Here is a 20392-nt window from a genome sequence, read left to right as displayed (position 1 = left end):
TAATTGATGAGTTGTTTCTTTCTACCAATACAGCACGATTAAGCAAAGCCTCTCAAAACTCATTTTGAGAGGCTTAAACTTTTAGTTGCAGCAAAAAAAATGAAAAAATGATGATTTACTTAGTAGCAATACTAAAAAAAACATATTGATGAGGAGGTAAAAAAACGTTTTTTTACATATTTCATAACTCCTACATATGTTTGTGATAATATCTATATGCGTTATTATTTTGAAAAGGAGACCTCCTGATGAAGCTTCTTGTTGTTGAAGATGATTTAGATACAAGTGAAGGAATATGTGAATATTTCAGAGAAAGTGGTTATGAGGTTACCCCTGCATATGACGGTGAGAAGGCCTTAAAAATGGCAGGAAAAGATGTCTATGACCTGATTTTGTTGGATGTGATGCTTCCAAAGCTAACAGGACTTGCAGTACTGTATGAACTGAGAAAAACAAGTAACGTGCCAGTAATCATGCTTACCGCCATAGGAGATGAATATACTCAAATCACAAGCTTTGACGGAATGGCTGACGATTATGTTACCAAGCCGTTTTCCATTGTGTTGCTCGAAAAGCGGGTAGAGGCTCTGTTACGGAGGAGAAGGTCAAGCGACATGCCGTATATATGGAGGCACAAAGATGTTATTGTGAATTTCGACGGTTACACTGCCCAAGGTAAAAGCGGAGCTATAGAGATCACTCCAAAAGAAATTAAGATTCTACGTTTACTGGTAGAGCGCAAAGGAAAGGTACTTTCAAGAAAGAGTATTCTAAACGAGCTTTGGGGGGAAGATCGACCGGTTTTTGACAGGACTGTGGATTCCCATATTAAGAATTTACGTAAAAAGCTTGGACTTGACTGTATTGTTACTGTAACAGGTGTAGGCTACAAGTTGGAGGATGAAAGATGAAGATATTTACCAAGACTTTCTTCTATACACTGGCTCTTTTGGTGCTGGTTGCACTTATAGCCAATGGGTTGATCTATACCCTTATGCCCGGTGCTTACATAAAGCAAAAACAACATGAACTTACTGAGCGGGCAGATGAATTGATCAAGCAGTTGAAAGCTTCGGATTGCGAGGATATTGTAAGCCTAATGAAGAGTTTTGCCCTTGCTTCGCAGTCAAACATCGAGATAACAGTTGGTGACCACCGATACTTTCTGTACATGTGGGACGATAAGTCGAAGTTGAAAGACACTGTTTATAAATCCTTCATCATTAATGATGTAGACGAGTTAAACCCAAACAGAACAAATAGCGACTCTATCAACGCACAAATTGGAATAGCCAGTGCTTACGTAATGACTGATAACAATGTCTCGGGGGAGCATAGTACCAAATCAGTCTCCTCTCAGACAATAAAAACTGAGCACAATTTTATAATTGCGGGCGAAGAAGGTGAGCTGACGGCTTCAATGGCTCTTGCACCCGTTGACGAAGCTGTGAGTGTCATTGTTTCTTTGCTTCCCTTATCCTTATTAATTTGTATCATTGTAGCCATCGTATTTTCACTGCTTTATGCTCGTGCAATCACGCGACCAATTAAAGCTATCTCTGAAGAGACACGCCGCATGACGGCGCTAGATCACAATGCCAAATGCAGTGTGCGCACAAAAGATGAGATTGGTGCTCTGGCCTCCAATGTCAACAATCTTTACATAAATCTCTTGAATACTATAAATTCTTTAGAAACAGAACTGGAAAAAACCGGTGCTGCAGAACGGGCAAAAACCAATTTCTTGAGAGCTGCCTCTCATGAGCTAAAAACGCCGGTCACCGCTTTGAGCATTATTTTGGACAACATAATACTGGGTGTTGGCAAGTATAAAAACCACGAGAAATGGCTTCCAAAATGCAGGGAGCTTGTAGACAGTCTTTCGAATATGCTTCGGGAAATCTTGTCTACCTCACGCCTTGAGGATGTGACGGAAGAGCACGTTAACCAAAGCATAAAGAGCGTTTGCATGGGCATCATTGAGCCATATATCATGATTGCCCGTGCCAAGGGTTTGTTTTTATACATCGATTGGAGTGCCTCGTTTACTGTTACAGCCCCTCCAAAATTACTTGGTAAAGCGCTCTCGAATATACTTTCAAATGCTGTCAGGTATACTAATCCGGGCGGAAGGCTAGCGGTCTACTGCAGAGACCGAAGCCTTTTTGTGGAAAATGAGTGTGAACCGATTCCCCAGAATCAAACAGGTCGGCTGTATGAACCGTTTTTCAGACCGGATGAATCTAGAAGTCGTGAAACAGGTGGGAATGGGCTAGGTCTGTACATAACGGATACTGTTTTACGTCTGCTCGGGTTGCATTACCTCTTTGAACCGATGATATCTCCAGAGGGCATGCGTTTTACCATAAACTTTTAAATTACACATCCACTACACATGTCTTCCATAATCACTCCATTCGCTGGTGTTAAAGTATTTATAGATCAAAGAATGGAGGAATTTAATTGAAAATTGAATTGAACAACATCAGCAAGATTTATAAGGGTGGAAAGACTGCTCTTAAAAATGTTAACCTTACGTTTGCAAGTCCCAGTTTGGTTGGTCTAGTAGGGCCGAACGGAGCCGGAAAAAGTACATTGATGAAGCTGCTTACCACCAATCTTCTACAAAGTTCAGGAGAGATTTTCCTTGATGGCCTTCTTCTTGGCAAACAGGAAAATAAGCTTAAATCAAGCCTTGGCTACCTGCCACAGGAGTTTGGTTTATTTGAAGACCTAACGGTCGTCCAGTTTCTAGACTATATGGCGGCACTCAAAAATTTTGACACAAAGACAGCAAAGGCAGAAATCGACAGGGTTATTACTCTTACCAATATGCAGGACAAGTGCAGGGCAAAGATCCGGACCTTGTCAGGTGGACAAAAACAGAGGGTAGGCATAGCCCAGTCACTACTAGGTGACCCAAAGCTACTGATTTTTGACGAACCTACTGTTGGCCTCGACCCTGCCGAACGCGTTGCTTTTCGCAACCTCTTTGCAGCTGCCGCCAAAAGCAGGCTGGTCATCCTATCAACACATATCATTGAAGACGTTCAATCGGCATGCGATCAGCTTATTGTGTTAAACAAAGGCGAATTACTCTATTTAGGGACACCAGAAGAACTAATGACAGCAAGAAGAGCTTTCTCTCTGGAATCGGCATATATGGCGTTACTTAACGGGAGGGAATGTGCATGAAACCTTTTTTAATTTTTTTTCGGGAAGTGAAACGGATCTTTCGTGAGCGCTTTACCTTACTATTTATAGCCCTCACAACAGCAGGGGTCGTGTGGTACTGCCTGAATTCCAGCGGTTTCACTGCCTCGGATGCTTTTATTCTTAATCCGTCCAAAAATAGTGCAAAATTAGGCGCACTACTCTTTACGTTGCTGACACTAATACAGCTTCACAGAGACTATAAGAATAAAACTGACAGCATAGTCTTTACATACACAAACCCAATTTTTTACCAAATACGGCGCACCCTAGCGCTTATCTGCGTCGCTGTTGTCACAGCACTTATTGTATCAGTATTTGTACTACCTTATGCGCTTATTAAGGCAGGAGCATATTTTCAAGCGGATGTCTTTGCCGCTTCATGGTATCTGATTTTTCTGGGATCACTGGTGCTTTCCGTCTTGCTGTCATCAGGAATGTATATGCTCTTTAAACGGGTGTCGGTAGCTTTTATCGCCATGGTTGCCCTAATCATGCTTTCAATAAAGCTTGAATATCAGTATAACTTTGACCCCAGTTACCTGATTTTTTGGGTTCAGACAAAAACTAGATTATTTTCCGATTTAATAAGCAACCAGTTTCAGATTGATTTAATCTTATATAACCGCCTTTTCTGTATGCTGACGGCTATGGGCGTGTGGTTTCTGGGGCTGTGTTCTCTCAGGCGGTATGGCCTGGGGCTTATCGGCTCCTTTGTTAGCAATGCACGGTGTGTTTGGTTGCCTGGTTTTTTGATAATCACAGTTGCTTTTTCGGGAGTAAGCTATGCGGCAGAGCCGATATTCGATAAGAGTATTCCCAGAGACATGAAACCAGTATATGATTCTGGAACTGGCATCAGCGTAGTATTTTCAAGCAACGATGAGGATGAAAAAACAAATACAGATCTACTGCAGTTTAAAAGGTATGCTGAAGTAGAGATCGATACCGACAAACGTAGGGTATCTGGAAAAGTAAAATATACCCTTCAAAACCTCACTAGTGAGGAACAGATCCTCCCCGTACTTGTCAATCCTGGCTATAGGATTGAGGATGTGCTGGTAAACGGTCAGCCAGTTGATGCCAATCGTGGTGATATTGAAGAATGTAACCACGCAACATGGTATATCAACCTTCCTTCCGATACGAAAATTGTACTGGAATTAAGTTACTGTGGCAGACCTAAGAATAACGGTTCCTTAAAACGAGTTGATACTGGTATCTGTAGTGAATATGTTGATCTCCCTAGCTTGGGCGTATGCCCAAAAGTAGACACGGAGGTTTCAGAGAATTGTATTTACTCAGGTATTATAACCCTGGATGAGTACCTTACGCCGGTATTTTATAATGGAAAAGCCAAAAAATTTGGTACAGAAAACGGAAAAATACAGTGGAATTATACAAGAGGCGGTTTTATGGCAGCAGAGTACTGCACCAGAACCTTTGAAGCGGGCGGTCTTGAGATAGATTTTGTCTACTTTAAAAAACATGATAAAGATATAGCCGACATGGACGCCGTCAATGTCATGAAAGCAGCTATCAATTATTTTACTGAAGTCTACGGGGCATTGACCTATCAAAATAATCTAATTATGCTGGAGCTACCAGCCAGTTCTTCAGGTGGATTCGCAATGGGTAATATAAGTGCGATGGATGAAACCTGTTTTTACATGGCGGGATATCTTCCAAATGAGTCAGACAATCCCCACTACCAAGGTGGTATTGAGACTATTGTACATGAAATAGCCCATCAGTGGTGGGGACTTGCTACCTATCCCATGCATGACGGGGAGTCCTACTGGTCTGCAGAGGGAGTAACCTGCTACAGCACCTACCGTTTCATGGAACATTACTTCGGAGAAGATTATGCTAAGAAAAATTTTGTAGATATATGGAAAAAAAGCTGGAATAAATATAAAAAAGCCTTTTGTGTACAGAATCCCGAATACTTGGAGAAGCTTTCAAACAAAGACGCGTCAAGTATTAAGTGTACCCTAAATAATATCGGGTTATATGATATTATGCCGCTCCAGTTGTTGAAGGCGGAAGAAGCCCTTGGTGGTACGAAGGCTCTTCAGTATAAATTGTCACAGCTCTACCAGGCGTATTTAAATAACACTATCACTTATGAAGACTTTTTGTCCTTAACTGGACTAAGTAGGGAGGAATTAGACATTGCGTAAAAAAACGATATTTTATTATGAATTAAAGCGACTTGTTTGTTCATGGTCTTACCTGCTGCTACTAGCAGTGGTGCTCTTCTACTGTCAAAGGTTACTACATAGTGCTGTTATTTTTGGAACGATGTTTACCGCACCGTTTTCCCAATGGACATTTTGTAATTACATATCCTCTGTGATGTCTTTACTACTTATCCTGTTGCTGGCCCTGTGTGCCCAGCAGTTTACGCCGTCGGAGAGGGGGGCGATGTCCATAATTAATGCCACGCCCATGCCTGTCCGGATGTTTAAGGTGATCCGTTACAGTGCGATTGCTTGTGCTTTTATGATGGTAGCAGTTTTACCAATAATAATTTGCTTCGCATTTTACTGGTTTACCTTTGACTATACCGCTTTTGGTAGCTTGATCGTTTCGGCCTTGACGTTGCTCTTGCCGTCCACTATCCTGGTATTTGGTATCGCTATGTTGCTGGGTAACAAAAAAACAGTACTGCTACATATTATGCTGATTGTAGTACTGATAATTGGTGTTTTTGGGGTATCGCTTCCAGCTCATATCGATATTATAGGAAGTTCAGTAACTCAGCCGCTTTATGCTGGTACGTATGATTTCTCGTTTACCTTAGCCTTTGTAGTCGCACGAATTGCTTTTTCCTTAGCTGGAATCGCTTGCATTATTATGTCGCTGTGGTTACCTGACAAGAGAAAAACACGGTGTTGTTAGCTTGTCACTAAATAGGAATAAACTTATATCCCTCCAAACTTTCGGGTTTGGAGGTTTTTTAGTGGCCTGCATGGGTATAGTCTCTAGGGTTGTATGTGGTGTTAACCAAGAGGTGAGCTTCAATGGTAAGTTCTCTTTGTGTATTTAATTTAGTAAAAATATAAAGCAAACAATATCAATAACACTGAGAGTACTTTTTTGCCATTGTAACAGCTAATTTTCTGATTAGTTTATGCGATTTTTTACTCAACTATTTTACAAAAGTAGCAAGATTAACAGTTAATAACCTAAGACAAAAACTAAAAAAAATGCTACAATAATAGACCAGAGAAACTGTCAAGAAGTTTAAATACTGTAAAATGAATAACCTTGCCCAAAATCTTTTACAAGAAGCCTTTGAGAAGCTAAAATTTAGTGCCAGAGCCTATGATAGAATTTTAAAAGTTGCTAGAACAATAGCAGATTTAGAAAAAGAAGATCAAATTACAGAGAAGCATATAGGTGAGGCTATTCAGTATCGTGAGGGAGTACTTTAACCCTTTTATTTGCTAATGAAATTAATACACATATCACCTGTGCTTAATTATGCAGTATATGCACAGCAGCCATATATTTAAGCTAGTACAATTGATGTAAAGGAGGTGGAGTTGTGGAGTGGATTACAAAAATGAAAGTAGCTATCAATTATATTGAGAATAATATTTTAGATAATATTAACTTATCTGAGCTCTCTAAAATACTATGTTGTTCAGAGTACGAGTTTCAACGCTTTTTCTCTTTTATTATTGGTATATCTTTGTATGAGTATATTATGAAAAGGAGACTGTCTTTAGCAGGCTATGATGTGCAAAATAGTAATGAAAAGATTATTGACATAGCTACAAAATATTGTTATAAATCACATTCATCATTTACACGTGCGTTTAAAGAATTTCATGGTGTAACACCGTCATACGTAAGAAACAGTGAAAAGATAAAACTGAATGTATATCCACACTTCACCTTTTTATTATCATTTGGAGGATTGAATACAATGGAACATCGCATTATTGAATTACCTGCAACTAAAATGGCTAGATCAGGAGATAAGGATATTTGGGAGTTTGGAAAGTGGTGGCCTACTATTGCTGCTCAAGAAAAAGGTTTGTTGTTTCCTAAGGACTTTTGGTGGAACAACGAAAAAACTGGACGTCCAGAATGGCTATATGCAATTCCAGAAGGTTTAACAGATACAAATGGTTATGAAGTGTTTGATTTTCCTGGAGGTTTATATGCTGTAACTACAACCTATGATGAAGATGAAGAGAAAACTAAAGCATATCATTCGTTAAAGAAATGGATTGAACAAAGTGATTGCTTTGAACTAGCCAATGAAAATAATGATCCTACCTACCATAATCGCTATGGAATGGGTCATGTTTCATCACCAAAAGGATTCATAAGGCATCAATTTACTATCTTTATTCCAATTATTAATAAGATGTAAAAGTGTTATATATTATAGTTATCTCTTTATTTTAATTGAACATTAGCTATCCAGTAGCCTCTCAAATTAATATTTGAGAGGCTTAATTCTATAGTTATACTGAGTCTTGATAATTAGCAAAAACATAAATTAAAGATATCAATATTACTAAATATTTTTAGTTAATGTAAACATTTTACTTTGATAATATGGTATAAGATTTTTTACGCTATTATACTAAAAAAATCACATATCAACATTTAACAACCCAAGACAAAAACCAAAAAAAATGCTACAATAAAAGACCAGAGAGAAACTACTTGAGATATTCAATTAATGCGTTTTTATAAACCAATTATGATATGAGAGCGCTATGAATAGTACCATAATAGAAAAATATTATAGAACTGAATAGTTTAAGCCCCAACCCTATAGTAGAATTCTTGGGGTTAAATATTATAGAGGCTATTCAGTATCTGAGGGAGTACTTTAGATGCATCAAAAGCAAAAAAAATACCTATTAATATTTATAATTTTAATTTTAAGCTTACCAATATTTGATTATAGTAGTCCATCTTTATTTCAGTTTATTGTAAAGAATATAACAAATGCATTTTATGTAACTTTATTTATCTTTTCAATATCTGTCTACTATGCTCGAAATAAGAAGGCTTACTTTGCATTAGCAATAACTTGTATTGCTGGTTATGCAACTATATTAGTTTTTGACCATAATGGACAAGTTGTTTATGGACTATTGGGGGCAGCATTAATGCAGGTTATTATTTGGCCATTTTATTATTTTACAACATATAAATATCATAGTTATGATTTAAGAGCACTATCAATTATAGGGGTAGGATTTCATGGATTATCAATTATTTCATATTTAATATCTAAAGGATTTTATGAGCAATATGGTTTGTATTTTGATTTGTATTATTTTATTTCTTTAACCTATGTTTTGTATATAGCTAACTGGAATAGGCTTGTTCAAAGACTGCAAAAAGAATTAGTAGAGGTCAGAGAAATAAAAGAGAAACGTGAGGTAGAGTTAGAACATCAGTTACAAATAGCTCGCCAAGTACAAGCTCGTACTTTACCAAAAGGAAACGAAATAAAAGATGTTAATATTGCTTTAAGATACGAGCCACTATGGCAGGTTGGAGGAGATTTTTGCAGTATTATATTACCTGGTACAACATTCTTTGAAAAACAGCTTAGAGAATCACGAGAACTCAGTCATTGTGGTTTGTTGGTGGGAGATGTAATAGGTAAAGGCCCTGCAGCTGCTTTAATAATGAGTGACATAATAGCGAGTACTCAAATGATGGGTTACGGAAGAATAAAACCCTCTGAAACACTGCAAAAGCTAAATGAAAGGTTGTATGTAAAAGAGGGTACCAATTTACCTTATTTAGCAACAGCATGTTATTTAGCCATAGATATAGATTTAAAAGAATTTACAGTTGCGAGTGCAGGTCATGAACCACCATTAATGTATCGAGTTGAAACAGGTGAATTAGAAATAATAAAAACACATGGAGTAATGTTAGGGGTAGATATAGACGTAGGTGAATATGAAGAAAAAAAGATAAAATATAAAAAAGGAGATAAACTTATACTCTACACAGATGGTTTGGTTGATATGATGCCATCAAGTATTAGTATGAAGAATTTAATTAAGCAGTTTGGTAATTTATCTGCTAACGAAATGATGAGTAGCTTATCACCTTATTTACCAAATAAGGAGAATGTTACAGAACATTATGATGACTACTTAATTATAATACTTGAATTTGAAGGAGAATAATGATGATAATCCGTTTTAATACACTTTTATCTAAAATCCATAATAGTGACTCTATTAATAAAGCTCTACATGATTTTAATTGTAGCCTAGAAGCTGAGGCTCATAAAAGAGGAATTAAATTTGTTGGAGAAGAGTATAAGGGTCCAATAGACTTAGAGGTTTGGTATGTAAAATCAGGTGGGGTAGAGAACTATTTTGAAGAAAAGTTTGATAGTAGTAATAAACACTATATCTTACTAACAACAGATAAACACAATTCCTTACCAGCATCATTAGAGATACACTCGTTTATTACTCAACAAGGATGTACAGCTGAAATACTACACGGTTCACCGAGTAAAATTGTTGAGAGAATATCTAAGATAGCTAAAGTTAAAAAGACTATAAAAGAGTTAAAGAATACTCGTATTGGTGTTATTGGTAAACCTAGTGATTGGCTAATAGCCTCTGATGTAAATTACATAAGTATTAAAGAGCAATTGGGTATAGAGCTTATTGATATTAATCTTGATGAATTTTATAGCATTTGGAAAGATATTGACGAAGGTTTTGTAAGAACAGAATACAGTTCGCACCAAGCAATACTAAACTATAACCAGCAGGAAGTTTCTCGAGCCAATACGGCCTATAAAGTACTAAAAATATTAATCAATAAATATAATTTGCAAGCCTTAACTATAAGATGTTTTGACTTAGTTGAAAAGGATTACGGTACGGGTTGTTTAGCTTTATCATTCTTAAATTCTGAGAATATTATCTCAGGATGTGAAGGAGATATTACTGGTGTAATCTCTATGGTAATACTTAATAAGTTATCTGGTCAGCCTGTATTTATGGCTAACCCATCTAGAATTAATCAAGAGAGCAATGAGGTGCTAATGGCTCATTGTACGTTGCCATGGAATATGGCAACAGATATTAAACTAGATACTCATTTTGAAACTGGTCAGGGTATTGGGGTAAAGGGTGAAATCCCTATAGGTGATGCTACCGTTTTTAGAATGAGTAATGCCGCAGAAAATTATTTTGTATCATCAGCTCAAATATTAGCAAATAATAATGATGAAAGCTTGTGCCGTACTCAAATTACCATGAAACTGAATGAAAGTGTAAACTATTTTTTAAACCACCCATATGGAAATCATCATTTAATTTGTAATGGTGATTATACCGATTTAGTTAATCTCTTTTTTGAATTAAAATAGCTGTTAACTTATAAATTATATATACCATAAAATATCTTAGGCAGATTTTATATCTGCCTTTTATAGATTTTTTATTAATTTACACTACTTTAGTAAAACAGTAAGAGTAAGTAAAAAAATAAAGCAAAGTAGTTAGTTAATGACCCCTTTTATTTAATGCCAGATGTTATGAAACTGGCAACCTTATTGTTATAGTAATTAAGTTTTTTAATTAAGTTATCAGTAGTTTTAGTTGGTAATTTAATTAAAATATTAAATACATCTTTAATAACATCAATACCAAATTGTTTTCGTAAATTATGTAATAAAAGTGTACCTTTATATCTTATTTTTGCACCCTCTTTACTATGTCGATTAGAACCTTTTATTGCTGCACAATCTTTTGTTATTTCAATATAATTATCAATCTTAAAATTATAGTATTTTTTCCCATATTTCTGTTCAATATAAAGTAAAGATATATATTCTGCAAAACTTTCATTAAGCCAATCTTCCCAACTATTTGTATTTGCACCAGTAAACCATAAATGAGAGACTTCATGTAGTAAAAACATATCAAATTTCCATTCATTATTTTGATAATTATCTTCAGGAGAGACAATTAAATTTCTACGGCAATAACCTCCACCATTAGTTCTTGGCACTACAGCAATATCAAGAATTGCATCACTGATAGAGCTCTTAAGAGTATTATTACAATAATTTAGTACCTCGCCAATCATATTTTTTGATAACATTAAAATATTGCTGTTTTTAGCTGCAACAATATTTACTGTGCAAAATTTAGTATTAACTGTTTTAATAATAGGGTTGTTATATCCTATTATATAGCTATCAAAATCATTAATAGCTATATTCCATACATCATTTTTTTTGTTACCTTTTATAATAAAATAATCTTGTAATCCTTTTACTGTAATTGTAGTTTTTGATTGATTAAAATCTTTAATTACTGGATACCATGGAGAATACAAATTAAGTTCAATAAAGCTATTACTTATTCTGTTTAAGTCATACTCAGTTAGAGAAATATGACCTTCAAAGTCAAATTCAACAGTATTTAGGCTTTTATTAATAAGATTAGGGTTAATATTTAAAGTTAAAGTTTTACCTTCTGGCATATAAGAAATAGTTGAATTGCTATATTGCCAGGTTACAGCAATATTGTTCACAAGTAGCTTTTTTATTGTAATATTTTTATGTATTATAAAGCTATCCATATCAATAATATGTTTACAGTGTAATATCTTCATATTGGCGGTATAGGATTTTTTTTGGACATTAAAATTTACATTAATAAGGGTTTCCATGTTTTCTCCTCTTCATTAATATTAAAATAATTAATTAATATATTGTAATAATTAAAATATAACCTTAATAATATCAAGTGTCAAGGTATGCTAAAGAGTATATAGTAATCTTGTATTTTTGATAATATATCAAATAATAGCTAATCATTTTAGGTTATAGATATCTTAAATTAAAGAATAAAAAATACATTGCTATAATTATCCAGTAAATATATAATGTTGATATAATGATTTGGAGGAGAAAAAATGTATGAAAGATTTTATAACAAAAATGAAAAACCAACATTAGAAAAAATTCTTGAAACAATAGGGGAATGTAAAGCAGTGCTTTTTAATGAACTGTTATCCTTTTTAAATGATTTTTATGACCTATCAACTGATATTAAATACCCTTTTGGAAATAAATATGGTTGGGGTATAAAATGTAGCCATAAAACTAAGCATTTATGTTATATATTTCCTGAAAAACATTCTTTTACTATAACTATCCAAATAGGCACAAATGAGGTTGAGAAACTGCAAAATGTTTTTGCAACGTTTTTACCTAAAACCCAAGAATTATGGCAAAATCGCTACCCTTGTGGTAGTGGTGGTTGGCTTCATTATAGAGTTTTTACTCATAATGAATTACAAGATGTTAAAAAGCTAATAACAATAAAGAAAAATCCACCCAAAAAGTAAAATTAACTTGAGGTTTAATCAAAGAGGAAAGTAAATACAATAGACTACAAAGAGCGATATTATCGCTTTTTTTTTAACCCATAATACTAAATTACATATATTACTTTGACACACATAGTAATATATGATACAATGCAATTGCTAAAGGAGTTGATTTAGTGAAAGAAAGCATTATTAATAGTAATTTAATAAGAGGCAATATTGACACTATTATACTAAGGGTTTTAATTACAGCAGATAGTTATGGTTATCAAATAATTAAAACTATTTATAATGATAGTGAAAAAATTTATCAGCTAAAAGAACCTTCTTTATATACCAGCTTACGTAGGCTAGAAAAACAAAGGTATATTAAATCATACTGGGGTAATGAAAGCCAAGGCGGAAGAAGAAAATATTATAGCATTACTGCTAGTGGTAAGCTTGCCTATCATAATAACCTAAGTGAATGGAAGCAGGCCCAAAAGTTAATAAATAAATTAATTGAGAGTCAAAAGGAGGGCTAGTATTGAATAATTTGCATAGAGAAGTAAATAAATTATTTAAACATTATCCCCATACCCCAAAAGTTATGGAGTTTAAAGAAGAGTTGTTTTCTAATTTACAAGAAAAAGTGCAAGACTTAATAAAAGAGGGTTATTCACAGCAACAAGCTATTAAAATTGCCATTGAAGATGTTAAAGATTTTACAATAGATGGAGTAATAACAGTTAATAAAATGCAGTATAAAACTGAGCTAGCACAACTAGCTTTTATTTATAGCTTAATTGGCTTAATATTAAGCATACCTTTAATGTTATATAGCTTTGGTAGAGTATTTAATTTTTGCACCTTAATCATAACATTAGGTTTAGGTATAAGATATGTAGGATTTAAATCAAGCGCTAAGGTGATTGATGATGAAATTGTTGTAGATATAAATAAAATAAAAAGCATGAAAAAACTTATTTGGATACTTTGGGGCACTTTGTTTACTGTTATTATTATAACAGCAACAGCAGTACAGTTTGGTAGTAATGTATGGTTTGGAACTGCAATAAAAGTAGATGGACCCTATGCTTTAGGAGAATTGTTGTCTAGGTATTATATGCCTCTAATTACGATACTAATTCCTTTTTACTTTAATCACACTACTAATTTTATACTCAATTATAAAGGAGATGAGCTAAATGAGTTCTAAAAATAAAGTTATCATAGTACTGGTTTCAATAGCCTTAATAGCAACTTTAATTATGCAGTTTATTGTACTACCCCGTATTGAACAGAACAAAAAAGAGTATCTTAAAAGTCAGCAGGATCCAATGAAACATAGCCTAAAGAGCATTCTAAAGTATCAAAATAAGTATATGGGCAACGCTTCAAATATATCTCAGCTATATAACAACTTGCCACTAAGTACTATTAGTAATAGTCTTAAGCTTAACAGTAATGAGTTAACTGCCGAGGTTTATTATAAGGAAAATACAGGGGCTATAGATAAAACTCTCTTAAAACAAGCTCTTATATATAATGCTACTGCTAGCTTTGCGTTAATAGATAACTTACAAAAAGTTAATTATGTTTTTACGGGCAATACTTATTCTATTACCAGAGAAATAGTAGAGTTTTGGTATGATACTGATAATTTAAATTCATTATTAACAGAAGAGAAATGGAAAAACGAAGTTCAAAAAGATCTTAATGATAATGATATTGTAGGAACTATGTTTTTAGATTTTACAGAGGGAGAGTAGCTATGTCAGCCATAGTAGCAGCAGTATTGTTTTGGGTTGTATTAGGATTTGGAGTTTTTTTTATAGTGCCAAAGCTAAAGAATAATTTTTCAGGAATAAAAGTTATCTTAATTGGAATAAGCATAATCTTAGTGGGTGGAATTATTGCAGTTGATACACGTTCTGATCTTGGAGGATATGAGTATTTAGTAGTTTTTTTAGGTTTAATAATAGCTGCTATAGGTTTTGGTAAAAAAGACTAGTTAAGCATTTTTACTTTAAAACATAGGGGCGTATAAATACGCCCCTTTTAGTTGTTAACAAATAAAATATTAAATTAGCAATTTATTTACTAACTAAGTAATGAAACAATAATTTTGCTGTATTTACTACTCCATCAGTATGGGTTCTTTCCATTGAATGTGAAGCATGAACACCAGGTCCAATTAAGGCATGTTTAATATTTGCACCAGCTCTTAAAGCTGCACTAGCGTCTGACCCATAAAATGGAAAAATATCTACGCAGTAATCAACACCATTATCTTTGGCAATGTTCTGAAGCTTTTTACGAAGCTCATAATCATAAGGTCCACTAGAGTCTTTGGCACAGATAGAAACCTCATACTCACTACCGTTTAGGTCTTCTCCAACACATCCCATGTCAATTGCTAAAAACTCAACAGTTTTTTGTGGTGTACCATAACTAGCACCATGGCCAACCTCTTCATAGTTGGTGATAAACATATTTAAGGTGTATGGTAATTTAATATTGTTTTCAACAATATACTTAGCAACGCCCAGTATAGTAGCAACATTTACTTTGTCATCTAAATGGCGAGACTTAATAAAGCCAGATTCAGTAACAACACAGCGTGGGTCAAAGCAAACAAAGTTACCAGCGTTAATGCCAAGTTTTTTAACATCATCGGCATTTTTAACTTTTTCGTCTAAACGAACCTCCATAGTATGTTCTTCACGTTTTTCGGTACGACCTGCACGTGAAACATGGGTGCTTGGTTTGTGGAACAGAATTGTTCCTGTATATTTTTTTCCTTCATCAGTAATTATTGTACAGTATTCACCTTCTATAGCATTCCACATGTAACCACCAACAGGTGTTAAACGCAAAGTCCCACCAGCTTTAATTGATCTTACCATAGCGCCTAAAGTATCTACATGGCCAGAAATGGTGCGTTGCTGCTCATCATTTTCACCTTTAATTGTAGCTATTAAGCCACCCTTATTTGTAAGATAAGAGTCAATACCTAAAGTCTTAAATTCGTTTTTTACTAATTCAATAGCATCCTTGGTGTAGCCAGATGCACTAGGTGTATTTAATAACTTTTGCATAAAGTTAATAGTATAAGTGGGGTTAAATTCAAATTTCATATAATAATCTCCTTTACTAAATTCTGTCTGTATTTTATTATAAGCTTGTATTTAAAACAAGAATATTTTGAAAAAAAGGAAAACTACTATGAGTAATGTAGAAAAATATGCACTATGGGGGTTATCATCTATAGGTATTTTAACACCCAGAAGAATCCATACATTAATAGCTAGGTATGGATCAGCATCTGAGCTTTGGCAAACACCAGTTAAAGAATGGAATATTCCTAGAATGAGCAATATAGTAAAGTCAGCAATTTCAAAAGCTCAGCAAGAGTTCGACCCTGTTTCTTTTGAGAATAACTTACAAAAAAAAGCAATAAAAATAATAACCATAGAAGACCAAGGTTATCCTAAAAGACTAAGTCACTTGCATGACCCTCCATTAGCTTTATATGTAAAAGGAGAGCTTAAAATAGATGAACAAGATTGCTATTTAGGAGTTGTGGGCAGTAGAAGTCGAAAACTATACGGTCAAAGAGTTATAAAAGACCTACTGCCTAGTTTAATTCGTCAAGGGCTTACAATAGTAAGTGGAATGGCTTATGGCATTGATTCTGATTCACACCAATGTGCAATAGACAATAATGGCTATACAATTGCGGTAATTGGATCGGGACTAGATGATAAGTTTATATCAGGTAATTTTTCATTAGTAGACAAAATTCTTAAGAATGGGGCGTTGATTAGTGAGTATCCACCAAATTTTGAAGCAAGAAAATGGACATTTCCAGCAAGAAACCGTATTATAGCAGGTGTGAGTGATGCTGTATTAGTAGTTGAAGCTGGTAAAAAAAGTGGATCATTAATAACTGCGGACTTTGCAAGCCAGCTTGGTAAAGAAGTTTTAGCTGTTCCAGGCAGTATTTTGAGCACAACTAGCATAGGAACTAATACCTTAATAAAAAATGGAGCAAAGCCGATATTAGCTAGTGAAGATATAGCTGAAGAATTTTTAACACTTAGTGTTGAAATAAATAAAAAAACTAAGCCAAAACTAAACAATGAATTAGAGAAAAAAATATATAGCTTACTAAATAGTGAACCAATATCAGTTGATGAAATTGTTTTAAAGCTTGATGAAAAAGCTTCAAATATTCAATCTACTTTAACAATACTATCAATACGTGGAATTATAGAAGAATCGGCTGGTAGACTTTTCTCAATTAAAAAATAATGTATAATAGTTTAGGTGTACGCTAAAAAGCGGGAGGAATAAACGTGGCGAAAACATTAGTAATTGTAGAATCACCTACAAAGGCAAGAACAATAAAAAGTATATTGAGTAGCAGTAAATATATTATTAAGGCATCAAAGGGTCATATTCGTGACTTACCTAAAAGTAAAATTGGTGTTGATATAGAAAACAATTTTGAACCAAACTATATAACTATTAGAGGTAAAGGCGACGTTATTTCGGGTTTAAGAGAGTCTGTGAAAAAAGCAGATAACGTAATTTTAGCAACTGACCCAGACCGAGAGGGAGAAGCTATATCTTGGCATTTAGCAGAGTTACTAAAGCTAAATAAAGAAGAGCCATTAAGAGTTGAGTTTCATGAGATAACAACAGAAGCTATCAAAAAGGCGTTTAAAAATCCTCGTCATATAGATATAAACTTAGTTAATGCACAACAAGCACGCAGAATACTGGATAGAATTGTAGGATATAAACTTAGTCCATTATTATGGAAAAAAGTTATGAGAGGACTAAGTGCAGGTAGAGTACAGTCGGTTGCAGTTAAGCTTATTGTAGACCGTGAAAAAGAGCGTGACGCGTTCAAATCAGAAGAATACTGGACTCTTGAGGCAAAGTTTGCAGACTGTTTGAATAAAGAGTTTTTAGCTTCTTTAACCAAAATTAATGGTAAAAAGTTTGATAAATTATCTGGAACAGATGTTAAAGAAGTGATTACAAATATTAAAGGTGAAAAAGGCACAGTTGTAGGTATTTCTGAGTCAGAACGAAAACGTAATCCACTACCACCTTTTATAACAAGTACTTTACAGCAAGATGCAGCTCGAAGATTTAAGTTTTCCGCACGCAAAACTATGTCTGTTGCGCAACAGCTATACGAAGGTATTAAGATCGGCAAAAACAGTACTGGTTTAATTACCTATATGAGAACTGACTCTGTGCAGTTAAGTAATGAGGCAATGCAAAGTGCAGAGAGCTTTATTAAAACAGAGTATGGTGACAATTATTTTCAAAAGAGAGTATTTAAAAGCAAAAAGAATGCTCAGGCAGCTCATGAAGCAATTAGACCTACAAATATTAGTTTAACTCCAGAGTCAATTAAAGATAATTTAACTGCAGATCAACTAAAGGTATATGCCCTTATTTGGAATAGATTTGTTTCTTCTCAAATGACTCCAGCCATATATGCTCTAAAAAACTCAGAAATAGCTATCAAAGACTATTTATTTAAGGTTACTGGTTCTAAACTTATTTTTAATGGCTTTTTAAAGGTTTACGGTGATGATAAATTAAGGGATGATAATAAAGAATTTCCTGAGTTAAAAAAGGATGCTAAGCTACCCCTAATAGATACGCTGGGTAAACAACATTTTACGGAACCACCAGCCCGATTCACTGAGGCTTCATTAATAAAAGAATTAGAAGAACAAGGTATAGGTAGACCAAGTACTTATGCTCCTATATTGGATACAATAATGAAACGAAGATATGTAGAAAAGGAAAAAGGTAAACTATTGCCCACAGCTTTAGCTAAAGGGGTTAATGGTTTGCTAGAGAATTACTTCACCTCAATTATGAATATTGAGTTTACAGTAAACATGGAAGAAGATCTCGATAAAGTAGCCAGTGGTAAAATAGATTGGCATAAAGCCATTAGCGATTTCTATGCTACGTTTGAAGAGCAACTTGAAGTTGCTGAAGAAAAAGCCGAGAGAATTAAAATTGAAAGAAAAGTTGAAATAACAGATATAGAGTGCGAAAAATGTGGCAAACCTATGGTAATAAGAGAGGGTAGATATGGAAAGTTTTTAGCATGTTCAGGTTTCCCAGAATGCAAAAATACTCAACCTATTCTTGACAAAGTAGGTGTTAAATGCTCAAAGTGTAATGGTGATTTAGTAAAAAGAAGAGTAAAAAAGGCAGGGTTTTTTACGGATGTAGTAATTATCCAGAGTGCAAATTTGTTTCATGGGATAAACCTATTGATAAGTTATGTCCAGAGTGTAAAGCTAACTTAGTTGAAAAGACTAAAAAAGATGGCACAACATTGATTAAATGCAGCAGTGATACTTGTAGTTATCAGGAGGTTATTGAAAAAAATGAATAAGCTTGTACATGTTATAGGAGCTGGCTTAGCGGGTTCTGAGGCAGCTTGGCAGTTAGCTAGTAGAGGAATAGCAGTTAACCTATATGAGATGCGTCCTCAAAAAAACACCCCTGCTCATAAAACAGCTGACTTTGCAGAGTTGGTATGTAGTAATTCTTTAAGGGCTAAAGGTTTATCAAATGCTGTTGGTCTACTAAAAGAAGAGCTTAGATTACAAAACTCACTCATAATGGAAGCAGCAGATAAGTTCAGTTTGCCTGCTGGAGGAGCATTAGCTGTCGATAGAAAGGGTTTCGCGAAGTATATTACCAATAAAATTAAAGAACATGATTTAATAACTGTCATTAATCAAGAAATTAAACATATAAATACAGATGAACTTTGTATTGTTGCGGCTGGACCGTTATGTTCTGATGACCTCGCAGAAGATATATCAAAACTTATTAAGGAAGAACATTTACACTTTTTTGATGCCGCAGCACCCATAGTCAATAAAGAGTCTATTAATTTTAATGTAGCTTTTTGGGGTTCTCGATATGACAAGGGGGGTAAGGACTATATAAATTGCCCAATGAATAAAGATCAGTATGAAGAATTTTATAAGGAACTCATTAATGCTGAGGTGCAACCCTTACACGAGTTTGAGGATAAAAGCTATTTTGAAGGGTGTATGCCAGTGGAAGTAATGGCAAGCAGAGGTGAGCAAACACTTTTATTTGGTCCGCTAAAACCAGTTGGATTAACTGATTTGAATGGTGAACAGCCACATGCTGTTGTACAGCTAAGGCAAGATAATATTGAAGGTACATTGTATAATATGGTTGGCTTTCAAACTCGTTTGAAATGGCCAGAGCAAAAAAGAGTTTTTAGAAAAATACCTGGTTTAGAAAGTGCGGAATTTGAACGTTTAGGAGTTATGCATCGCAACACCTTTGTTAACTCCCCCAAAACACTTTTACCAACAGGTCAATTAAAGCATTATAAGAATGTATTAATAGCTGGTCAACTGTCTGGTGTTGAGGGATATGTTGAATCTACAGCAAGTGGTTTGATTTGTGGTATTAATGCAGCCAAAATAGCAATGGGTAATGAACCAATTATTTGGCCAGCAGAAACAGCTCACGGATCACTTATGAACTATATTACGACTGCCCCCACTAAGGGCTTTCAACCAATGAATATTACATTTGGCATAATACCTCCTTTAGGAAGAAAAGTTCGTAAGCGTAGAGAACGTAAAGAAGCTGTAAGCTCTAGAGCCTTAGAAATACTAAAAGAATTTTTAGAATAATATAAAATATTAGTAACAACCTAAAATAGTTAAAGTAATACCAAAAATTTAAGGTAGTAAAATATTTAGATAATCGTATTTTATTTATTTTACCTCAAGATTATTTG

General features: G+C 34.4%; 18 protein-coding genes and 1 pseudogene. 17 read left to right on the top strand and 2 right to left on the bottom strand.

What is annotated here, in order from left to right; genetic code table 11:
* The first annotated feature begins 248 nt into the window (after positions 1-248).
* The 9 genes from IMX26_RS04350 to IMX26_RS04310 all read left to right on the top strand — a co-directional run bounded on the left by IMX26_RS04350 (position 249) and on the right by IMX26_RS04310 (position 10600).
* On the top strand, positions 249-911 hold the full coding sequence (locus tag IMX26_RS04350) for a response regulator transcription factor (RefSeq protein WP_347707892.1): 663 nt from the start codon (positions 249-251) through the stop codon (positions 909-911).
* Positions 908-2377, top strand: coding sequence for a HAMP domain-containing sensor histidine kinase (locus tag IMX26_RS17795; protein ID WP_243259312.1), 1470 nt, complete (start codon positions 908-910; stop codon positions 2375-2377). Before IMX26_RS04350 ends, IMX26_RS17795 begins: the two co-directional genes overlap by 4 nt.
* Positions 2378-2463: 86 nt before the next feature.
* Positions 2464-3195 (top strand): ATP-binding cassette domain-containing protein, encoded by a 732-nt coding sequence (locus IMX26_RS04340; protein ID WP_195160460.1) that lies wholly within the window; start codon positions 2464-2466, stop codon positions 3193-3195.
* The gene (locus IMX26_RS04335) at positions 3192-5396 is read left to right on the top strand and encodes a M1 family aminopeptidase (protein ID WP_195160459.1); all 2205 of its coding nucleotides are present in this window, start codon (positions 3192-3194) and stop codon (positions 5394-5396) included. Before IMX26_RS04340 ends, IMX26_RS04335 begins: the two co-directional genes overlap by 4 nt.
* Positions 5389-6117: a hypothetical protein gene (locus IMX26_RS04330; protein WP_195160458.1), complete on the top strand. Its 729-nt coding sequence runs from the start codon at positions 5389-5391 to the stop codon at positions 6115-6117. The genes IMX26_RS04335 and IMX26_RS04330 overlap by 8 nt, the downstream gene beginning before the upstream one ends.
* A gap of 359 nt (positions 6118-6476) precedes the next feature.
* Positions 6477-6653: a hypothetical protein gene (locus IMX26_RS04325; RefSeq protein WP_195160457.1), complete on the top strand. Its 177-nt coding sequence runs from the start codon at positions 6477-6479 to the stop codon at positions 6651-6653.
* 113 nt (positions 6654-6766) lie between these two features.
* Positions 6767-7603 (top strand): helix-turn-helix domain-containing protein, encoded by an 837-nt coding sequence (locus IMX26_RS04320; RefSeq protein ID WP_195160456.1) that lies wholly within the window; start codon positions 6767-6769, stop codon positions 7601-7603.
* Positions 7604-8075: 472 nt separating this feature from the next.
* The gene (locus IMX26_RS04315) at positions 8076-9395 is read left to right on the top strand and encodes a PP2C family serine/threonine-protein phosphatase (protein WP_195160455.1); all 1320 of its coding nucleotides are present in this window, start codon (positions 8076-8078) and stop codon (positions 9393-9395) included.
* A gap of 2 nt (positions 9396-9397) precedes the next feature.
* Positions 9398-10600, top strand: coding sequence for a hypothetical protein (locus IMX26_RS04310; RefSeq protein WP_195160454.1), 1203 nt, complete (start codon positions 9398-9400; stop codon positions 10598-10600).
* A gap of 149 nt (positions 10601-10749) precedes the next feature.
* Here the strand turns inward: IMX26_RS04310 and IMX26_RS04305 are convergent, their stop codons facing one another.
* A complete protein-coding gene (locus IMX26_RS04305; protein ID WP_195160453.1) occupies positions 10750-11910 on the bottom strand; it encodes a M1 family aminopeptidase in 1161 nt (386 codons plus the stop codon).
* Between the two features lie 246 nt (positions 11911-12156).
* Here IMX26_RS04305 and IMX26_RS04300 point away from each other — a divergent pair, with 246 nt between their 5' ends.
* The 5 genes from IMX26_RS04300 to IMX26_RS04280 all read left to right on the top strand — a co-directional run bounded on the left by IMX26_RS04300 (position 12157) and on the right by IMX26_RS04280 (position 14566).
* Entirely contained in the window at positions 12157-12591 is a 435-nt protein-coding gene (locus IMX26_RS04300; RefSeq protein WP_195160452.1) for a DUF3788 domain-containing protein, read from the top strand.
* Positions 12592-12749: 158 nt separating this feature from the next.
* On the top strand, positions 12750-13097 hold the full coding sequence (locus tag IMX26_RS04295; protein ID WP_195160451.1) for a PadR family transcriptional regulator: 348 nt from the start codon (positions 12750-12752) through the stop codon (positions 13095-13097).
* 2 nt (positions 13098-13099) lie between these two features.
* Positions 13100-13771 carry a permease prefix domain 1-containing protein gene (locus IMX26_RS04290; RefSeq protein WP_195160450.1) on the top strand — a complete coding sequence of 224 codons (672 nt, stop codon included), beginning with the start codon at positions 13100-13102 and terminating at the stop codon, positions 13769-13771.
* Entirely contained in the window at positions 13761-14324 is a 564-nt protein-coding gene (locus tag IMX26_RS04285) for a DUF4825 domain-containing protein (protein ID WP_195160449.1), read from the top strand. Before IMX26_RS04290 ends, IMX26_RS04285 begins: the two co-directional genes overlap by 11 nt.
* Before the next feature lie 2 nt (positions 14325-14326).
* Positions 14327-14566 (top strand): hypothetical protein, encoded by a 240-nt coding sequence (locus IMX26_RS04280; RefSeq protein ID WP_195161452.1) that lies wholly within the window; start codon positions 14327-14329, stop codon positions 14564-14566.
* An 82-nt stretch (positions 14567-14648) separates the two neighbouring features.
* Here the strand turns inward: IMX26_RS04280 and IMX26_RS04275 are convergent, their stop codons facing one another.
* A complete protein-coding gene (locus IMX26_RS04275; RefSeq protein WP_195160448.1) occupies positions 14649-15692 on the bottom strand; it encodes a M42 family metallopeptidase in 1044 nt (347 codons plus the stop codon).
* 88 nt (positions 15693-15780) lie between these two features.
* Between IMX26_RS04275 and dprA the strand changes: the two genes are divergently transcribed.
* The 3 genes and pseudogenes from dprA to trmFO all read left to right on the top strand — a co-directional run bounded on the left by dprA (position 15781) and on the right by trmFO (position 20285).
* On the top strand, positions 15781-16869 hold the full coding sequence (gene dprA / locus IMX26_RS04270) for a DNA-processing protein DprA (RefSeq protein WP_207729318.1): 1089 nt from the start codon (positions 15781-15783) through the stop codon (positions 16867-16869).
* A gap of 44 nt (positions 16870-16913) precedes the next feature.
* Positions 16914-18994: pseudogene (topA, locus tag IMX26_RS04265) on the top strand (type I DNA topoisomerase).
* Entirely contained in the window at positions 18987-20285 is a 1299-nt protein-coding gene (trmFO, locus tag IMX26_RS04260) for a methylenetetrahydrofolate--tRNA-(uracil(54)-C(5))-methyltransferase (FADH(2)-oxidizing) TrmFO (protein WP_195160446.1), read from the top strand. The pseudogene topA and the gene trmFO overlap by 8 nt, the downstream one beginning before the upstream one ends.
* The last annotated feature ends 107 nt before the right edge of the window (positions 20286-20392 follow it).

It is taken from the genome of Clostridium sp. 'deep sea' (assembly GCF_014931565.1).
In the GTDB taxonomy this organism is placed as follows: domain Bacteria; phylum Bacillota; class UBA994; order PWPR01; family PWPR01.
This window is presented reverse-complemented; position numbering and strand designations above follow the sequence as displayed.